Genomic DNA, 19295 nt, shown 5'->3' with positions numbered 1-19295 from the left:
CCGTCCTATCGTGCGGCGACGCGCAGGCCGCCGCCGGTGACTTCGGTGGAGGCGAGCAGGATCGCCGGATCGACCTGCAACACCGGCTGCTGCCGGCCCTGCCATGCCGCCAGGTCGGTGCGATAGCGGTCATAGGCGCGGAAGAAATCGACGAAGGGCTGGTCGAGCGAGGCGATGCCGGGACCGGCGAACGCATCGATCCCTCCCGCCGGTATCTCCGCGACCTGCGTCAGCATCGGAAGCGCGGTGGCGCAGAAGTTCGCGCGCACCGGCGGCTGGGCGAAATAGTTATACACCCGCGTCATCGCGTCGTCGAACCGGTCCTGCCAGTCGCCGCCGCCGCGTCGATACTCCGCCTCCAGCGCGCGATGCGCAGCGGTGAAGCGCGCGCCATGGACCTTCAGCAGGCGATTATAATGCGCCACGCCGGCCGGATCGCTCACGTCGCATTGCAGCGCCGCGACGTTCAGCGCGGACCGCAGATGCCACAGCGCGGCATCGGTCGACAGCGCACGATTGGGCGTCGCATAGCCGCCGTCCGGCAACATTGCGGGGATGGTGAGATGCGCGGCGGCCCCCATCGGCGGCGTCGGCATGGGCACGGGCGCAGCGGCGACCGCAGGCGGCGGCGGCGCGGCGGCGATATCGGGCGTCTTGCGCGCGCATCCGTTCAGCAGCGCAGCACCGGCGGCGCAGAGCAGGAGCAGGCGTGTACGCATCGAACATCCCCGTTTTCGTCAGGTCCGCAGCATCGGGGAATATGGTTAGCGAGAGGTTAACGTGGAGCGGCGGTTCGGATAGGGGGAGGCGTTCAGGCGGTCGTTAAGTCGGTGCTGCCCGCGCGCCGCAACTGGAATACCGCATGTTCGGCGCGGAAATTCGCCGCCGCCGCCGAGGTGCGCCGTCCGCCCGACAGGAACCACGCATCGACCACCGTAATGCCGCGTTTCGCGACATAGGCGCGAAAATCGTCGATCGTCAGATGGTGGATGTTCGGCGTTTCGTACCATTCCATCGGCAGCAGCGTCGTCACTGGCATCCGCCCGCCCCACAATAGCGAAGCGCGTACCCGCCAGTGCGCGAAATTGGGGAAGGAGACGAACGCCTGCGCCCCGATGCGCAGCAGATGGTCGAGCACGACGTGCGGGCGGATCGCGGTCTGGAGCGTCTGGCTGAGGATCGCGTAGTCGAAGCTGGCATCGGGATAGTCGGCCAGATCGCGGTCGGCATCGCCCTGCATTACTGACAGGCCGCGCGCCATCGCGTCGGCGACATTGTGCGGATCGATTTCCAGCCCGCGTGCATCGACGCCGCGTTCGTCGCGCAGCGCCGCCATCAACTGACCGTCGCCACAGCCGACGTCGAGCACGCGTGTGCCCTTTGCCACGTTCGCGGCGATGATCGCCAGATCGGGACGCAGCGTCATGCCCGTGCCTCGATGAAGCCGCGCATCACCCGGTCGAGTTCGGGCGAATCGAGCAGGAACGCGTCGTGGCCGAACGGCGACGACAGTTCGACGAAGCTGGCGGGGGCACCGGCCGCGTTGAGCGCATGCACGATGTTGCGCGATTCGCCGGTGGGATAGAGCCAGTCGGTATCGAAGCTGACCACGCAGAACCGAGCGCGCGTGGCCCGGAACGCGTTGGCCAGGATGCCGCCATGTTCCTCCGCCAGATCGAAATAATCGAGCGCGCGGGTGATGTAGAGATAGGAATTGGCGTCGAACCGGTCGGTGAACGCCAGCCCCTGATGCCGCAGATAGCTTTCCACTTGGAAATCGGCGTCGAAGCCGAACGTCTTCGATCCCGCCTGTCCATCGGGCCGTGCCTGCAACTTGCGGCCGAACTTCGCGGTCAGCCCCGCTTCGGACAGATAGGTGATGTGCGCGGCCATCCGCGCGACCGACAGGCCGGCGGCGGGGGGCAGGCCGTCGGCATAATAACTGCCGCCGCGCCATGCGGGGTCCGCCATGATCGCCTGTCGCCCGACTTCGTGGAACGCGATGTTCTGCGCCGAATGCCGCGCGGTCGATGCGATCACCACGACCGCGTCGACCCGGTCGGGCAGGGTGGCGGCCCACGACAGCGCCTGCATGCCGCCCATCGACCCGCCGACGACGGCGCGCAGCCGTTCGATGCCAAGATGATCGAGCAGCAGACCCTGCGCACGCACCATGTCGCGGATGGTCAGCACCGGGAAGCGCATCGCCCACGGCGTCCCGGTCGCGGGATCGAGGCTGGCAGGACCGGACGATCCCATGCAACTGCCCAGCACGTTCGAACAGATCACGAAATGGCGGTCGGTATCGATCGGCTTGCCCGGCCCGATCATCCGCGCCCACCATCCGGGCTTGCCGGTGCGCGGATGCGACGATGCGACATGCTGGTCGCCGGTCAGCGCGTGACAGATCAGGATCGCATTGTCGCGCGCAGGCGACAGCGTGCCATAGGTTTCATAGGCGATGTCGATCGTCGGCAACGTCGCGCCGCCGTCGAGCGGCAGCGGCGTTGTCAGCGTGACGCGGCGATCGGGACCGAAACGGGAATCCATCGCCGCCCGGTATAGGCGCGGGCGTCCGGGTTCAAGCATCGGGTCCCCCCGGTCCGTTCTCCCACCGCCCTGCCCCTCGCGCTTGCGTTCGCGCGCGCGTTGCGTCAGTGCCCGCGCCATGAACGCGCCCGTGCCCAAGCCGTGGATTCTCGGCATCGCCCCCTATGTCCCCGGCCGGTCGAAGGCCGATGACGGGCGACAGGTCGCCAAGCTGTCGTCGAACGAAAACCCGCTCGGCACCTCGCCGCACGCGCGTGCCGCGTTCGACACCGCCGACCGCAGCCTCGAACGCTATCCCGATCCCGCCGCCGCCGATCTGCGCACCGCGATCGCCGACGCGCATGGGCTGGACCCCGCGCGGATCATCTATGGCACCGGATCGGACGAGGTGCTGCACCTTGCCGCCGGTGCCTATGCCGGGCCGGGCGACGAGGCGATCTTCGTCCGGTACGGCTTTGCGGTGTATGAAATCGCGGTGCGGCGCGTCGGCGCGACGCCCGTCGTCGCGCCCGATCGCGACCATGCGACCGATGTCGACGCGATCCTGGCGTGCGTGACCGAACGGACCCGGATCGTGTTCGTCGCCAACCCGAACAACCCGACCGGCACGTTCACGGCGCGTGCGGAAATCGCGCGGTTGCACGCTGCATTGCCGCCGCACGTGCTGCTGGTGCTGGATCAGGCCTATGCCGAATATCTGGATGCGGCGGACGACGATCATGGGCTGGAACTGGCGCGGCAACATCCCAACGTGCTGGTCACGCGGACCTTTTCGAAGATCCACGGGCTGGCGGCGGAACGGATCGGATGGGGCTATGGATCGGCCGAGGCGATCGACGCGATGCACCGTATCCGCGCACCATTCAACGTGACCACCGCCGGCCAGCTGGCGGCGATCGCCGCGATCCGCGACAAGAGCTTCGTCGCCGCCAGCCGCGCGCACAATCTGCAATGGCGGACATGGTTCGAAGGCGAGATCGCGGCGCTGGGCAATGCCGGGCTGCGCGCCGTGCCGTCGAAGGCCAATTTCGTGCTGGTACTGTTCGAAGGACCGGTCAGCGCGGGCGATGCGTATCAGGCGTTGATGGACCATGGGTTCATCGTCCGCTGGCTGCCCGGACAGGGACTGGCCAACGGCCTGCGCATCTCGATCGGGACCGAGGCGGAAGTGCGCGGCGTCGCAGCGGCGCTGCGCATGATCGTGGGCGGCTGATGCTGCCGTTCGCCCGCGTCGCCATTATTGGGCTGGGGCTGATCGGATCGTCGATCGCGCGGGCGGTGCGTGCCGACATGCCGGGCGTGCGGTTGACGGGGCACGACGCCGATCCGCAGGCGCGCGACGTGGTGCGCGCGCTGGGCATCGTCGACGACGTGGCGGACCATGCCGGCGCGGCGGTGATCGACGCCGATCTGGTGATCCTGTGCGTACCGGTGGGCGCGATGGGCGCGGTCGCGGCGGAGATCGCTGCCGACCTGCCGGCCGACGCGATCGTCAGCGACGTCGGGTCGAGCAAGGCGGGCATCGCCGCCGCGCTGCGCGAGGCGTTGCCGAACGCCACGATCGTGCCGGCGCATCCGGTCGCTGGGACCGAGCGCAGCGGACCCGACGCAGGCTTCGCGACGCTGTTCAAGGGACGCTGGTGCATCCTGACGCCCGCCGCCGACACCGATCCGCTGGCGGTCGAGCGTGTTGCGGAGTTCTGGCGGCGGATCGGCGCAGATATCGAGATGATGGCACCGGATCATCACGATCTGGTGCTGGCGATCACCAGCCACCTGCCGCACCTGATCGCCTATACCATCGTCGGCACCGCGTCCGATCTGGAGGAAGTCACCCAGTCGGAAGTCATCAAATATTCGGCGGGCGGGTTTCGCGACTTCACCCGCATCGCTGCGTCGGACCCGACGATGTGGCGCGACGTGTTCCTTGCGAACAAGGATGCGGTGCTCGAGATGCTCCAGCGGTTTTCGGAGGACCTGTCCGCGCTGCAACGCGCGATCCGATGGGGCAAGGGCGATGAACTGTTCGACCTGTTCACCCGTACCCGCGCGGTACGCCGATCGATCGTCGAGCAGGGTCAGGACGATGCACGGGAGGATTTTGGGCGCGGGCGGGGGTAGGGCGGGGGTGTAAGCGTGGGACGTTCGGTCGGGTCGGGGCGCTCCTTGCGTCGTTACCCTGTCGGAGACGTGATCCCGACTTGCGTCGTCATTCCCGCCACTGCCGTCAATCCCGTCACTAACGCCTTCCGCACCATCAACGTCGTTCCTGCGCCGAAGTTGTCATCACGACCAAGGTTGTCCCTACGACCAACGTCTTCGCCACGATCAACGTCGTCCCCGTCAACGACGTCCCTGCCGCCATCTTCATCCCAGCGGAGGCTGGGATCTCCCGCGGTTGTCGTGCCGCGTCCAACGGGGAGACCCCAGCTTTCGCTGGGGTGACGTCTATGGTGTGCGGTGCATTCTATCGCGTGGCGAGGGTGACGTCGGTGGTGGGTGGTGTGTCCCTCGCGTAGACGTCGGTGGTGGGCGGTGCGTCCTTTCACGTGGCGAGGGTGACGTTGATGGTGCGTGTTGCGTTCTCTCGCGTAGCGATCGGTGAGGTTCGCGGGCGGGGTGGCGCTTCTCTCCGGTTGGCTGTCCTCTCGCACCAAGGTCGGCGACGTTCGGCACCGTAGCGGCTAGCGCGGCAACGCCGCCCTACTCCTCCGCCACCACCGGCAGCCACACCGCGCTGGGCGTCTTGCCGCCGCGTTCGATCGTCACCGTCGCCTTGCGATACGCTTCTTTGGGCGCGAGGAAGATGTTGGGGACGAAGGTCTGCGGATTGCGATCGTACAGCGGGAACAGGCTCGACTGTACCTGCACCATAATCCGGTGGCCCGGCAGGAACACATGGTTCACTGTAGGCAGGCGGAACCGGTAGCGCTGCGTCCGGTTCGCGGGGATCGCGGTCGGCTTCGCCAGATCGTTCCGGTAGCGGCCGCGGAAGATGTCGAGGCTGATCGGTAGCTGATACCCGCCCTTGGCCGGTTCGCCGGGGACGTTTTCCGGATAGACGTCGATCACCTTGACCACGAAATCGCCGTCGGTACCGGTCGTCTTGGCAAAGATGTCGGCGATCGGCGCGCCCGATACGCGCACCGGCGCGGTGAGCACCGGCGTCTGATAGGTCATCACGTCGCCGCGACCGTCGACATGGCGCTGGTCGCTGACCAGCCACGCCTTCCACCGGCCGTCGTCGAAATTGACCGGGCGCGGCAGATGCGGGACCGGCTTGGCCGGATCGGAGACATAGGCGTCGCCGCCCGGCGTCGCCGCCGAAAAGCCCAGCCCGCCGTCCGCCGACAGATAGATCGGCTTCAGCGGCGACGGGCAGCCGCTTTCGCACGCCAGCGGCCATTGCGGCAGCTTGTCCCAATGGTTCTCGCCGGTGTTGTAGATCAGCGCCTGGGGCGGGTTGAACGCCGGGCGACCCTCGCGCAGATACTGATCGAAGAACGGGAACAGATATTGTTCGCGCCACTGCGTCGCGGTGTCGCCGTCGAACTTGAAGTCGCCCAGCGACGACCCGTCGTAATTCGCGCCGCTGTGCCGCCACGGACCCATGACGAGGAAGTTGTTGCCGCCCTTGCCCTTCGCCTTCAGCGCTTCCCATGCGGTGATCGCGCCGTACATGTCCTCCTGGTCCCACAGCCCCTGTTCCCACATCGTGGGCACGTTGGACGGGTTAGCGGCGAGCAGCCGGTTGAGCGCCTGCCCCTGCCAATAGGAATCATAGGCGGGGTGCGCGACCATGCGCTGCCAGAAGGGCAGTTGGGCATAACCCGACGCTTCCGCCCACGCACCGGCCGATCCGATGCGGCGGAACTGGTCGTAATCGTCGTAGATGCCCGACGGCGGCATTCCGCCATTACCCTTGTAGCCGGTCTGTCCGCCGATCCAGCCGATATTGGCGAGCCGGAACGCGCCGTTGTGGAACCAGTCGTCGCCGCGCCAACCGTCGATCATCGGGCTTTCGGGGGCAGCGACCTTCAGCGCGGGATGCGGGTTCAACAGCGCCATGACGACGGTGAACCCTTCGTACGACGATCCCAGCATGCCGACCCGGCCGTTGCTTTCGGGCAAGTTCGCCTTGTTCACCAGCCAGTCGATCGTGTCGTACGCGTCGGTGACGTGATCGGTCGTGGTCGGGTTCAGCGGCCCGCGCACCGGGCGAGTGACGACATAGTCGCCCTCCGACCCGTATTTGCCGCGAATATCTTGGAAGATGCGGATATATCCCGCGCGGGTGAACACCTCGTCCCCCTGCGGCAGCGCGGCGACATAGCTGGGGCTGTCCGCGCGCGCGACGCGGCCCGACGCGTTGTACGGCGTGCGCGTCAGTAGGATCGGGGCATTGGTCGCGCCCTTCGGGATCATGATGACGGTGTGCAGCTTTACCCCGTCGCGCATCGGGATCATCACTTCGCGCTTCACATAGTCGTATTTGTCGCTGGGCGGCACGAAGTTCGGCGGGATGTCGCCCTTCGCCGGCCAGATGTCGGGGCCGGGCTGCGCCGGGGCGGCGGCGGCGAGCGCGAGGGTGCAGGCAAGCAGCAGGGGACGAAGGCGCATGGGAACTCCCGCGGAGACAGGCCGCCGGATGGCGGTATGCAACAATGTCACATTGTCGGGTGGGGGGTTGTCAAGGGGCAGGCGCGTCGCCAACGCAAGATACGCCGCACAGGTTGACTTTCCGTAGTCGTGCCATGATGTTAGCCCTATGGACGCTTACGCGACATATCAGCGGTTCCGCAACCACGCCGGCCAACTCGCCGCACGCGGTTAGCCCGGACTCGCGGCGTTCGGCCGTTCGAGTCCGGGCCTTATTCGATACGACGTCGAGGACGCGATGGGCGCGCCGACGATCCCGAGTAAACGGAATCCGCATCATGACAGACCCTGTTGCAAGGCCGGACCACGCACGTCCGCCGGACGAGCCCTCCGTATCGCGGCCGTTCCTGAAAGTACGTCCGCAGCGCTTCTTTTCCAACCGTTTCGAATTCGATGTCGTCGACGAAGATCACGATGTCGAACAACGGCGTCCGCCCAGCGGATTGCGGCGCGTCGTCGATGTCGATCTGATCATCATGATCCTGATCATCGGCGTACCGTTGTTGTTGTACTGTGTGTTTGCAGCGCTGCGGTAGACTGTACCGTAAAAGGAAAGCGGCGCCGCACCGGAGTGCGACGCCGCTGTTTCCTGCTATCCGGCGGTTATGCCCCTTGCGGGGTCGGCGATCCGAACGGCCCGCGCGGACGGCGCGTTTTCGGGATCGACGTCCCGCCCGCCGCCAGGGGCGTGGTCGGCGTGCCGATGTCGCGTCCGATATCCTCACCCGCGATCAGGCGCTTGATCTCGTCGCCCGACAGCGTTTCGAATTCGAGCAGCGCGCCGGCCAGCATATGCAGCTGATCGACATGCTGGGTCAGCAGGTCGCGGGCGCGTTGCAGGCCACCCTCGACGATCCGCTTGATCTCGCTGTCGATCAGTTCGGCGGTCTTGTTCGACATGCGCGACGGTGCGGACGACGAATAGCCGAGGAACGATTCACCCTGCGGCTCGCCATATTCGACCGGACCGACCGCGTCGGACATGCCCCAGCGCGTGACCATGTCGCGCGCCAGCGACGTCGCCTGCTGGATATCGCCCGATGCGCCCGACGACACCTTGTCATAGCCGAAGATAATTTCCTCGGCGATGCGGCCACCCATCGCGACCGAAAGGTTCGCGTACATCTTGTCACGATGATAGCTGTACGAATCGCGTTCCGGCAGGCGCATCACCATGCCCAGCGCGCGGCCGCGCGGGATGATCGTCGCCTTGTGGATCGGATCGGATGCCGGTTCGTGCATCGACACGATCGCATGGCCGGCCTCGTGATAGGCGGTCATCCGCTTCTCATCGTCGGTCATGACCATCGAGCGCCGTTCGGCCCCCATCATGACCTTGTCCTTCGCCTCTTCGAACTCCTGGTTCGCGACGAGACGCTTGCCCTTGCGCGCTGCCGTCAGCGCCGCCTCGTTGACGAGGTTGGCGAGATCCGCACCGGAAAAGCCCGGCGTGCCGCGTGCGATGACGCGCGGATCGACGTCGGGGGCCAGTGGCACCTTCTTCATATGCACCTGAAGGATCTTGATCCGGCCTTCGATATCCGGGCGCGGGACCACGACTTGACGATCGAAGCGACCTGGACGCAGCAGCGCGGGATCGAGCACATCGGGACGGTTGGTCGCCGCGACGATGATGATTCCTTCGTTCGCTTCGAACCCGTCCATTTCGACCAGCAGCTGGTTCAGCGTCTGCTCGCGTTCGTCGTTGCCGTTGCCCAGGCCTGCACCGCGATGGCGGCCGACCGCGTCGATTTCGTCAATGAAGACGATGCACGGCGCGCTCTTCTTCGCCTGTTCGAACATGTCGCGCACGCGGCTGGCACCGACGCCGACGAACATTTCCACGAAGTCCGAGCCGGAAATGGTGAAGAACGGCACGCCAGCTTCGCCCGCAATCGCGCGGGCGAGCAGCGTCTTGCCGGTGCCGGGCGATCCGACCAGCAGCGCGCCCTTCGGAATCTTGCCGCCCAGCCGGGCGAAGCGCGTCGGGTCCTTCAGGAAGTCGACGATTTCGGTCAGTTCCGCGCGTGCCTCATCGATGCCCGCGACATCGTCGAACGTGACCTTGCCTTCCTTCTGCGTCAGCATCCGCGCGCGCGATTTGCCGAAGCCCATCGCACCGCCGCCGCCGCCGCCCTTCTGCATCTGGCGCAGTACGAAGAACGCGATGCCGAGGAAAAGGAGAAATGGCAGCGAATTGTACAGCATCAGGAGCCACAGGTTCGGCCCCTCTTCGGGGCGGGCATCCATGATGACGTTCTTCGCACGCAGCCGTTCGATCAGATTGGGATCGTTCAGCGCGTTGGTGCGGAACTTCTCGTCATTGGTGTAGGTGCCGGTGATCGTGTTGGTTGCGATCTTGACGTCGCGCACCGATCCTTCGTCGACCTTGTCGAGGAAGGTCGAATAGGGGACCGCCTGACCCGCCGTCTGGGGCGAGCGCCCTTCGAACAGCGTCACGAACATCGCGAGCGAAACGAGGATGCCGACCCAGATCAGCAGGCTCTTCATCCACGGATTGCCGCCGCCGCCATTGTCGGGGCCGTTCTGCTTGTCGTTATCGTTCATGCCGAAGTGCTACCTCTCAGTCGCTCCAAGATAGGCGCGTGGAGGTTAATGGCAATGGAACAACGGCGATCAGGACCGTCGCGGCGGTGAATTGCGGAACTGCCACACCGCACCGTGCGGAATCACGAGCACGCCGGCGTGCGTCGCCGGACGCCCGGCATCGAGCGTCGCCAGCAGCGGTTCGATATTGCTACCGTCCGACCAGCGTCCTTCGGTAATTCCGGCGACCCGACGGATATCGCCGATCGCGGTGCGGCACAGGCGGCGGCGCAGCTCGCGCGGCAGGTCGGTGACGTCGATCCGGTGTTCGCCAGCCGCCGACGGCAGGCGACGGGTACGCCACAACCAGTCGACGGTTTCGGTGAGCGCCTCATCGGCCTCGCGACAATGTGCGGCAGCCGCCGCGAGCGCCACGGGGTCGAGGTCGGCGTTAGCGAGCAGGGCGCGAAACACGGTGCGATCATGGCGTGGATCGGCGTTGGCGGGATCGTCGACGAACGGCAGGCCGGTCGCGATCGCACGCAACTCGCTGCGTCGCCAGTCGAGCAACGGGCGGATGACGGTGAGGGGGGCTGCGTCGTCCGCAACGCTCGTTTCATGCACCGCGCCCCCGTCGCTACGGAGCGGACCGGGGTCTTCCGGTGTGGTGCCGTGGCGCTCCGAGGCGGGCGATCCCGGCGTTCGCCGGGATGACGTTGGTGGAATGGGCGGAAGTGAGGTTCGGGGTGGGGGCGGCGTGCCGGGTAGGGCGGACGAAGGTGCGTCCCACCGCGCGGCATCGAATGCCCATAGCGGTCGGATGCCTGCCAGCCCGGCCGGTCCCGATGCGCGGGCGGCGCGCATGAGAAAGGTTTCGGCCTGATCGTCGGCATGATGCGCGGTCGCGAGCGCCGTCGCGTCGGTATGGAGCGCCCAGTCGCCGAGCAGGGCATAGCGCAGCCGCCGCGCCTGCGCCTGCAGACTGGCCCCGGCGGGCGGACGATCGGCGGTCAGCGTCGCATGGGGTACCGCGTGCGCGGCGCACCATCGCGCGACCATCGCCGCTTCGTCGGCCGCATCGGCGCGCAGGCCGTGATCGACGGTAGCGGCAACGATGCTGCCGGGAAAGGCGGCGGTGGCCAGCGCGAGCATCGCCATCGAATCGGGACCGCCCGATACCGCCAGCGCCAGTGGGCGATCGGGCGTGGGCGGATCGACCAGCCGGGTGACGGCGCGCATGAACCGGTCGATCCCGGCGGGAGTCACGGGGTCAGGCGGTGCATTTCGCCGCCGTGCGGCCCCGGACGATATCGGCCTTCATCGTCGGCGCGATCCGGTCACCATAGACTTCGGTCAGCTCGCCATAGACGTCGCAGGCTTCCTTCGTCTTCTTCAGCTTCACCAGCGCGTCGGCAAGGTAGAACAGGCTGTCGGGCGCGCGTTCGCCGTCGGGCATCTTCTTGTAATTGTCATAGAATGCCATCGACGCCAACGACGGCTTGCCGTCGTCGAGATAGGCCCGGCCGACAAGGTTCTGCGCATAGCTGGCGCGGCGGTGCTGCGGATATTTATCGACCACGGGTTTCAACGCGGCGATGGCTTCGGGATACAGCTTCGCGCTCCACAGGCGGAAGCCGTAGAGATAGCCGTCCTCCGCCGCATCGCCCGATGCGGGGCGTTCGATCGCGGCGATGCGCGCGGCGCGGGCCGGATCGGCGGCAGGGGTCGTGGCCGACGCTGCCGGGCGGGTGCCGCCGAGCGTACCGCCGCCATTGCCCGGACCACGTACGGCGGGCGGCGCGACCGACGTGTCACCGGTCGCAGCGACCGCGCCGGGCGTTGCGGGCGCGATGTCGGCGGTTGATCCGGCCTCGATCGTCTTCAACCGCGCGTCGGTCGCGGTCTTGTAGGCGTTGAACGCCTCTTCGAGCTGGCGCTGTCTGAACTGTGCCTGCTCGATCTGGCCGGTCAGTGCCTGCTGCTGCGATTCGAGCGCGTCCACCCGGGCGGTCAGCGTCGCCAGCGGTCCGCTGGACGGCGACCCCGGGATCGCAACCGGCTCGACCGGGGCGGTGATCTGTGGTTCGACCTGGTTGGGCGTGCCGCCGGGAAACACCTTGCGCTGTACGGCGCGCATTTCACGCTCCAGCTTGTCGACACGGCCGTTGATCGGGGCGCTCTGCGCGGCGGCGGGCACGGCGAAGGCTAGGCCGAGCGCCAGCAGCGGAAGCGCGGAAAGTCGATGCATGGATACACCCCCCGGTGCGATACTGTGAATCATGGACATGGCGTACCGCCGTCCACCTGAACCCGTCATTGCGCGGATGCGGCGGACGACGGTGCCGGGGTCGGCGTGGCGTTGCCGCGCGCGCGGATGACGTCGGCGCTGATCCCGGTGGTGATCGCGCGTTCGGCGGTGCCCAGCGGCGGGACGTTCGATCCGTTGAGCGTGACGGTGATGAGGTCGGGGCGACCGGTGCGGATCTGCGGGTCGCGCGCGGTCATTGGCACGTCGTACCGTTCGCCCGCTGCCATTTCCTTGTTCACCAGCGTGCCCGACGCGTCGAAGATTCGCACCCATACCGGGCCGGTCGCGGTCAGCGTGACCTGTCCGCCCGTACCGGCGGGGGCGGCGGCGACCGGCGCGCTGACGGCGGCGGCACCCGTCGGGGTGGCGGGCGGCAGCATGCCCAGATCGCCCGCGACGGTCGCCTGTGGCGATGTCACCGGTTCGTCGTTGCGGAACAGCGACGTGCCGAACCACAGCCCGACCGCAAGCAGGATGAGGATCGCGATGGCGGCGGCGGCGGCGACCACGCCGGTCGACGGACCGCGCCGGGTGTCGAACGGCTCCAGATCCTGCAACGGTTCGGGCCGCTGATAGCTGACCGCCAGTTCGGCGCGCAGCGCGCGTGCGATCTCGGTCTCGTCGACCCCGACCGCGCGGGCATAGGCGCGGCCAAAACCCATCGAATAGGTGATCGAGGGCAGCGACTGGAAATTGCTTTCCTCGACCGCTTCGAGATGGCGCAAGGGGATGCGGGTCCGCTGTCCGATGTCGGACAGTGACAGTCCCTGCGCCTCGCGCGCGGACCGCAGCATCATCCCGGCGGTCCGGGGCGTCCCCGCGTTGCCGTCGCCTTCACTCATCGAAAACCCTTCCAAGCCGGTATCGGCCGCGTCGACCCTGTCGCGGTTTCCGCTACCGTCACGCGGGTGTCAACGCCGCAGCACGTCGATCGGTCATCCTATCAGGCCAGTTCGACGCCGTTGTCGCGCGCCCATTCCTCCAGCGCGGGGCGCAGCGTGCGCGCGGGTTGCGTCAGCAGCGCGTCCATATGCGCCATCGCCGCCCCGCGATCGAGCGAGCGGATCATCGCCTTGACCGGGCCGACCGCCGCCGGGGTGATCGACAGCCGGTCGATGCCCAGCGCGATCAGCGCCATCGCCTCCAGCGGACGCCCGCCCATCTCTCCGCACACCGCCACTGGCTTGCCCGCCTCGTGCGCCGCGCGCGTCACCCGGCGCAGGAAGCGCAGGATCGCGGGGCTGAGCCAGTCATACCGGACGGCCAGCCGGGGATCGGCGCGGTCGGCGGCGAACAGGAACTGCGTCAGGTCGTTGGTGCCGATCGACAGGAAGTCGAGGCGCGGCCACAGGAAATCGAGCACGTCGGCCAGCGCCGGCACCTCCAGCATCGCGCCATAGCGGATGTCGACCGGCAGCGACTTGCCCCGTCCGCGCAGCCATTCGCGCTGTTCCTCGAACAGGGTCCGGGCTTCCTCGAACTCCCATGGTTCGGATACCATCGGGAACATGACGTTCAGCGTGCGGCCCGCCGCCGCCTCGATCAACGCGCGGGCCTGCGCCTTCATCAGCCCCTCGCGACCGAGCGCGAGGCGTAGCGCACGCCAGCCCATCGCCGGGTTTTCCTCGTCATGCCCTTCCGAATGGTCGAGATAGGGCAGCGCCTTGTCCCCGCCGATATCGACGGTGCGGAACACGACCGGGCGATCGCCCGCGACCTCCAGCACGTCGCGGTACAATCGCTGCTGACGCTCGCGCTGCGGCAGGGTGGCGGAAACCAGAAACTGGAATTCGGTGCGGAACAGGCCGATGCCGTCGGCCCCGGTCAGGTCGAGCGCGGCGACATCGTCGCGCAGGCCGGCATTGACCATCATGTTCACCCGGTGCCCGTCGCGCGTCACCGGTGGTTCGCCCTTCATCGCGGCGAACGCGGCACGGCGCTTTTGGGTCAGCGCCAGCTTCGCCTCGAACGCTTCCTCCATCGCCACGGTCGGGCGGATGACCAGCAGATCCTCGAACGAATTGAGCAGTAGCCGGTCGCCTTCGGCGATCAGCCGGCGGATGTCACGCACGCGGCCCAGCACCGGCACGCCCATCGCCCGCGCGACGATGACGACGTGCGCGGTCAGCGATCCTTCCTCCAGCACTACGCCTTTCAGGCGGCGGCGGTCATATTCCAGCAGCTCGGCCGGACCGAGGTTGCGCGCCAGCAGGATGGTGTCCTGCCGCAGGCCCAGTTGCGCGGCAGTGCCCATCTGACCCGACACGATCCGCAACAGCCGGTTCGACAGATCCTCCAGATCGTGCATCCGGTCGGCCAGCAACGGATCGGCGATCTCGCGCATCCGCATCCGCGTGCGTTGCTGCACGCGTTCGATCGCGGCCTCCGCCGTCAGCCCGCTGTCGATCGCCTCGTTGATGCGGCGGCCCCAGCCTTCGTCATAGGCGAACATCTTGTAGGTCGCGAGCACCTCGTCATGTTCGCCGCCGCCGCCGAATTCGGCCTGGTTCGACATGCGTTCGATCTGGTCGCGCATCTTGTCGAACGCGGCATAGACGCGGTGGCGTTCCGCCTCCACGTCTTCCGCCACGGTGTGTTCGATCGTGATGCGCGGCTGATGGAACACCGCGACGCCCGCCGCCATCCCCTCGACCAGCCGAAACCCGTCGACGCGCATCGCGCCGGTCGCCTGTGGCCGGGTGGACGTGCCGCCGGTCGCGTCGATCAGGTCGGCATTGGCGATCAGTTCGGACAGCACCATTGCCACCGTCTGCAACGCCTCTATCTCGACATCCGCATAGCGGCGTGGATCGGCATGCTGCACGGCAAGCACGCCGACGGCGCGCTCGCGGCGGATGATCGGTACGCCGGCAAAGCTGTGGAAGCGTTCCTCCCCGGTTTCGGGGCGGAAGACGAAGTCGGGATGCGTCGCGGCTTCGGCCAGATTCAGCGTCTCGACATTGGCGGCGATCGTGCCGACCAGCCCCTCGCCCGGGGCCAGCTTGGTCACATGGACCGCTTCCTGCGACAGCCCGACCGTGGCGAACAGTTCCAGCACACCTTCGCGCAGCAGGTAGATCGAGCAGACTTCGCTATCCAGCGCGCCGGCGATGATCTGGACCACCGAATTGAGTTTGGCCTGCGCCGGACTTCGCGACGCCATCACGTCGTGAAGGTTGGTCAGAATTTCGCGGGCGGAGGCGGCGGCCGAGACGGGCATGGTTACCGGCTACCACGCCAAGCGCGGGGCGTCACGACGCTTCGGGCATGACGGGACAAATCAAAGATTCCGTACCAGGCGTTCGGCGACGGCGATCCATGCCGGCCGGGGGGTAGTGACCATCCGGGCCGATCCGCCGGGGGGCAGCAGCTGCAACGCATCGTGCCCCGCCGCCAGCAGCCGCCCGAACACGAACCCGCCCGCACCGGCGGGCACGAGGATGTCGCGATTGACCGCCGCCGCGAAGCGTTCCGGCGGGACGCGGCGGCACCAGATCGAATCACCCGCGCGGTAATCGCCGACGCCGACGGTGACGGTGATCGCGACCAGTTCGGGTTCGGCGCGCGGCGGCACGACGGTGGCGGCGCGATGCGGCGCGACGACGCGGCCGTCGTCGAGGATCGCCGCCACCGCGATGTCGGGCCGGTCGGGCAGGCGAACCAGATCGGCGGCCTCCACCTCCAGCGCCGCAGCGATGCGGTTGAGCCACGCCACCGATACGGTCCGCGTGCCGGTTTCCAGTCGGCCGATCGTCTGCGCAGTGGTCGGGGGGGCGCAGCGGGCGGCGACTTCCTCCAGCGTCAGGCGGCGCGCGCGGCGGACTTCGCGGATGGCGGTAATCATGGGCGACGGTTCCCGAACCTATCTGGTTGTTCCGCTTTCCTACAACCATGCGTCCGTGGCAACCCCGCGCCGATCTGGACGAAGGAGTGGCGGCATGCGCGAACTGGTGGAACGTGGACTGGTCGACGGACGGATCGTCCCGGTCGAAGGCGCGCGGCGGCGGGTTCGCGTCAACCTGAACGAATCGCCGCTGGCGTGGCTGCGGTCGCGTGCGCTGGTCGATGCCCGGCAATATGATGCGGGCGAGCGGCTGCGCGGCGATTTTGAACGCGCGTCGCTGGGACCGCGCGTGACGATGCGGTGGGACGAAGGGCCGCGCAGCAGTCGCACGACCGGGCCGATCGATCCTTCGGGCGGGCAACTGGCGGCCAAGGCCCGGTTCGACGCGGCGGTGGCTGCGGTCGGGCCGGGGCTGTCGGACATTTTGTGGCGGACGGTATGCGCCAACGAAGGATTGCCGGCGGCGGAAAAGGCGCTCGGCTGGCCCGCGCGGGCCGGGCGACTGGTGCTTACGCTGGCGCTGGACCGGTTGGCGACGCACTACCGGTTGCCGTGACGGGCGCGATGAACCGGCGATAGGCCCAGCCGATCGCGATCAATGCGACACCCAGCCCCATGAACGACAGGATGCGCAACACGCCGGTCAGCGCTGACGCATCGACGATGAACACCTTGGTCGTGGTCAGCGTCAGCAGCGTCAGCCCCAGACGCCGAAGATCGGCCGCCCCCGTGGCAAGGCCGCGCCACAGCCATAGGATCGCCAGTGCCAGCATCGCCGCCGAATACCCCCAGTTTTCGGCGAGGCCGACCGGGCCGGTCAGGACGCTGCCATGCGCGATCTGCCGGACGGTGGCGAACAGAGCGGCGAGGGTGAGGGTGGCGGCGATCCAGTGGCGCAGGGGCAGTCCCCGCAACCGCCATACAATCGCGGCGGCCAGCCCGAGGTGCAGCGTCGCCGCGTTCAGGACTGGCAGCGATCCGACCTGTTGCGCGACCAGCGCAGGGTTCAGTCCTATCGCGTCGAACCAGACGATCCGCGCAAGCGAGAGCAGCACCAGCCCCAGTGCGACGGCGCGCACGCGGTGCCACAACAGAAAGGCTGCGATCAGCGCCAGATCCGTCAGGATCGCGCGTTCGATAAAGCCCAGTGCCACGAACCGGTCGGGGGTGCCGATCGCCAATGGCACCTTGAGCAGCGCATAGGTGCCGAGGATCGCGACGACGGTCTGGATCGACAGGACGAACGGTCGCAACGCGTCGAACAATGTACGCCGCCACATCGCCGCCGCGAGGACGGCGATGGCGGGCAGGACGATGGACCACGCGGTCTGTGCCGGTGGGGGGAGATAGCGCCATGGCAGGGGATCGAACGTGACCGAGGCGGCGATCGCCGTGCCGATCGCGAACAACGGCACCGCCGCGATCCCGAGGAGCAACCCCCATGGTATCGCGGCCAGCCGTCCGATCGCGGCGGAGTCTGCCGACAGGGCAGCGAGCAACACCGCGCCAGCCGCCAGCGGGGCGAGCGCGATCCATGCCGGGGGCACGACCGCCGCCACGGCCAGCCCGACGCCGAGCGCGGCGACCGCAACGCCGCCGACGAGGGCGACGTCGCTGTCGTCCCTGCGGTCCCGGTGCATCCATGCCAGCGCGGCGGCGGCGGCGGCCAGCAGCAGATCGGCGGCGAGCCAGCCCGCCGGTGCCAGCAATCCGGGCGCGACGATCTGTGCGGCGAGCAACGGCCCTGCGCCGCCGGTCAGCGCGATGACGGCCCAGCCATGCCCCCGTCGCGACAGCGCGCCGCCCGTACCAGCGAACAGCAGCATCGCGACCGGTAGCGCGACCGGCGTGGCGTTGTCGCCCGCGATCAGTCCGGCGGCGACCAGCAGCGTGACGAGCAGGCTGGCCCCCTGCGCCGCGCGCAGCAGCGTGGCGTCGCGCGAGGCGAGGAACAGGGCGGCAGCCGACAGGACGAGGTAGAAGCTCCACGCCAGGCCGTCGAAATCGATGACCGGGGCCAGCGCCAGCAACTGGACCAGCGCCGCCAGTAACGGCAGCCCGCGCAACACCGGGTGCGACACCCCGGCGCGTGGCACGGCGAGCGTGCCCGCCACCCCCAGTGCGACGATGAATACGCCGACCCCGCCCAGACGGTCGGCGGGCAACAGCGCGATGAGCAGCGCCGCCCAACCGAACGCTGCCGCCATCGCCGACAGCGCCAGCCACGCCCAGCCGCGCACGATCGCCAGCGCCAGCAACGCCGCCACGAACACCGCCAGATATCCGAGCAAAGGTCCGATCCCGGCGGCATCATATCCCGCAACCATCGGTGCCACGAACCCGCCGATCAGCGCCATGACGGCGGTCGGCGGGCCGTGGCGCAGCGCGAGAAACAGGCCCAGCGCGGTGATCGCCAGCATCACGGCGAACCCGACCGACGGTCCGGCAAGGTGATAGAGCGCGACCGCCAGATACAGGGTGGCATAGGCCGACGCGATACCCGCCCCCGCCAGCACCTGTCCCACGCGGGCGTCGTCGCGAGTCGCCGGCAATCGCCGTGCGACTTCGCTGCCGGCCAGAAGCGCGGCGGCGAAGACGGCGGCAAACGCGGTGCGGATCGCCGGCGTGAGCCATCCCGCCTCGATCGACAGCCGGACAAGGAAAATGCCGCCGATGACCAGCGCCAGTCCGCCGATCCAGATCGGCAGACGCCCGCCGACCAGCGATTCGAAATCGAGTGGGGGACGCGCCGGCGCGCGGACGTCGGTTTTGGCGACGTCGATCGGGGCGTGCAGCGGCGGACGCGATAGGACGGGCGGGGGTGTAGGTGTGGGTACAGGGACAGGGACCGGGAGTGGCGGTTCGTGCGGGGGCATGCCGTGCACGACCGGTTCGGCGTATGTCGTCGCCGCGTGCAACGCCCGTTCGAGTTCGTCCACCCGTCCTTTCAGACGGGAAAGCGCGATCGCCAGTGCGATCGTTGCGAAAAACAGGAGCGCGGTCACGCCGCTGGCTTCTGCCACAGCCCTGCCACCGGTGTCGCGCCGATTCGGGCGGGATGCAGCGTGTTAACCGCCGAATTGTTGTCGACGGGGTTTCGCTGCGGTCATGTCGTCAGTCGTTCGCACCATGGCGGAGCGCGGAAGATCGTTCATCGGCCGGACGCCCGACCGGCCGACATTCGGTGCGCCTGGCCTGCATCAGGTTTTTAAACCCTAACTCCAGACCCGTAACGGCAATCGCCCGCTCGAAATTGCTTGCACGCAGAAGGCGCGGAACGGGGCCGGGGAGCCGATAGCAGCGAGAAAACCCGTGAACGTCGATCGCCGCTGGTTCGCGCGGGTGCGCAGTTCGATCGGTCGCCGGCCTAGTCGCTGGTGACCGGGC

15 protein-coding genes are annotated in these 19295 nt (G+C 67.9%); 4 read left to right on the top strand and 11 right to left on the bottom strand.

Annotated features, from left to right (window positions below):
* Positions 1 to 5 precede the first annotated feature (5 nt).
* From IFT55_RS07100 to metX, 3 genes are all read right to left on the bottom strand, one after another.
* On the bottom strand, positions 6 to 719 hold the full coding sequence (locus tag IFT55_RS07100; protein ID WP_192090437.1) for a hypothetical protein: 714 nt from the start codon (positions 717 to 719) through the stop codon (positions 6 to 8).
* A 92-nt stretch (positions 720 to 811) separates the two neighbouring features.
* Positions 812 to 1426: a methionine biosynthesis protein MetW gene (gene metW / locus IFT55_RS07095; protein WP_192090435.1), complete on the bottom strand. Its 615-nt coding sequence runs from the start codon at positions 1424 to 1426 to the stop codon at positions 812 to 814.
* Complete coding sequence (metX, locus tag IFT55_RS07090; RefSeq protein WP_192090433.1) at positions 1423 to 2550, bottom strand: homoserine O-acetyltransferase MetX; 1128 nt, start codon at positions 2548 to 2550, stop codon at positions 1423 to 1425. The genes metW and metX overlap by 4 nt, the downstream gene beginning before the upstream one ends.
* Before the next feature lie 118 nt (positions 2551 to 2668).
* On the opposite strand from metX, the gene hisC reads away from it, so the two are divergent.
* Together hisC and IFT55_RS07080 are read left to right on the top strand one after the other, a co-directional pair.
* Positions 2669 to 3763 carry a histidinol-phosphate transaminase gene (gene hisC, locus IFT55_RS07085; RefSeq protein ID WP_192090431.1) on the top strand — a complete coding sequence of 365 codons (1095 nt, stop codon included), beginning with the start codon at positions 2669 to 2671 and terminating at the stop codon, positions 3761 to 3763.
* Positions 3763 to 4671: a prephenate/arogenate dehydrogenase family protein gene (locus IFT55_RS07080; RefSeq protein WP_192090429.1), complete on the top strand. Its 909-nt coding sequence runs from the start codon at positions 3763 to 3765 to the stop codon at positions 4669 to 4671. The genes hisC and IFT55_RS07080 overlap by 1 nt, the downstream gene beginning before the upstream one ends.
* A 582-nt stretch (positions 4672 to 5253) precedes the next feature.
* Here IFT55_RS07080 and IFT55_RS07075 read toward each other — a convergent pair.
* The gene (locus IFT55_RS07075) at positions 5254 to 7170 is read right to left on the bottom strand and encodes a CocE/NonD family hydrolase (RefSeq protein WP_192090427.1); all 1917 of its coding nucleotides are present in this window, start codon (positions 7168 to 7170) and stop codon (positions 5254 to 5256) included.
* A 134-nt stretch (positions 7171 to 7304) separates the two neighbouring features.
* Between IFT55_RS07075 and IFT55_RS07070 the strand changes: the two genes are divergently transcribed.
* Positions 7305 to 7745 (top strand): hypothetical protein, encoded by a 441-nt coding sequence (locus IFT55_RS07070; RefSeq protein ID WP_192090425.1) that lies wholly within the window; start codon positions 7305 to 7307, stop codon positions 7743 to 7745.
* Positions 7746 to 7812: 67 nt separating this feature from the next.
* Here the strand turns inward: IFT55_RS07070 and ftsH are convergent, their stop codons facing one another.
* The 6 genes from ftsH to IFT55_RS07040 form a co-directional block, all read right to left on the bottom strand.
* Positions 7813 to 9777, bottom strand: a complete 1965-nt coding sequence (gene ftsH, locus IFT55_RS07065; protein WP_274604025.1) for an ATP-dependent zinc metalloprotease FtsH — start codon at positions 9775 to 9777, stop codon at positions 7813 to 7815.
* A gap of 69 nt (positions 9778 to 9846) precedes the next feature.
* Entirely contained in the window at positions 9847 to 10995 is a 1149-nt protein-coding gene (tilS, locus tag IFT55_RS07060; protein WP_197976342.1) for a tRNA lysidine(34) synthetase TilS, read from the bottom strand.
* A 31-nt stretch (positions 10996 to 11026) separates the two neighbouring features.
* The gene (locus IFT55_RS07055; protein ID WP_192090423.1) at positions 11027 to 12004 is read right to left on the bottom strand and encodes a tetratricopeptide repeat protein; all 978 of its coding nucleotides are present in this window, start codon (positions 12002 to 12004) and stop codon (positions 11027 to 11029) included.
* Positions 12005 to 12069: 65 nt separating this feature from the next.
* On the bottom strand, positions 12070 to 12906 hold the full coding sequence (locus IFT55_RS07050) for a helix-turn-helix domain-containing protein (RefSeq protein ID WP_192090421.1): 837 nt from the start codon (positions 12904 to 12906) through the stop codon (positions 12070 to 12072).
* 101 nt (positions 12907 to 13007) lie between these two features.
* Positions 13008 to 15284: a phosphoenolpyruvate--protein phosphotransferase gene (gene ptsP / locus IFT55_RS07045; RefSeq protein WP_192090419.1), complete on the bottom strand. Its 2277-nt coding sequence runs from the start codon at positions 15282 to 15284 to the stop codon at positions 13008 to 13010.
* Positions 15285 to 15344: 60 nt separating this feature from the next.
* Positions 15345 to 15908 (bottom strand): helix-turn-helix domain-containing protein, encoded by a 564-nt coding sequence (locus IFT55_RS07040; protein ID WP_192090417.1) that lies wholly within the window; start codon positions 15906 to 15908, stop codon positions 15345 to 15347.
* Positions 15909 to 16002: 94 nt separating this feature from the next.
* On the opposite strand from IFT55_RS07040, the gene IFT55_RS07035 reads away from it, so the two are divergent.
* Positions 16003 to 16464, top strand: a complete 462-nt coding sequence (locus IFT55_RS07035; RefSeq protein WP_192090415.1) for a DUF6456 domain-containing protein — start codon at positions 16003 to 16005, stop codon at positions 16462 to 16464.
* On the opposite strand, the gene IFT55_RS07030 is transcribed toward IFT55_RS07035, so the two are convergent.
* Positions 16418 to 18913 carry a DUF2339 domain-containing protein gene (locus tag IFT55_RS07030; RefSeq protein WP_192090413.1) on the bottom strand — a complete coding sequence of 832 codons (2496 nt, stop codon included), beginning with the start codon at positions 18911 to 18913 and terminating at the stop codon, positions 16418 to 16420. The two genes, IFT55_RS07035 and IFT55_RS07030, sit on opposite strands and share 47 nt — an antisense overlap.
* Positions 18914 to 19295: the final 382 nt, after the last annotated feature.

The organism is Sphingomonas sp. CFBP 13720 (genome assembly GCF_014842075.1).
Taxonomy (GTDB): Bacteria; Pseudomonadota; Alphaproteobacteria; order Sphingomonadales; family Sphingomonadaceae; genus Sphingomonas.
This window is presented reverse-complemented; position numbering and strand designations above follow the sequence as displayed.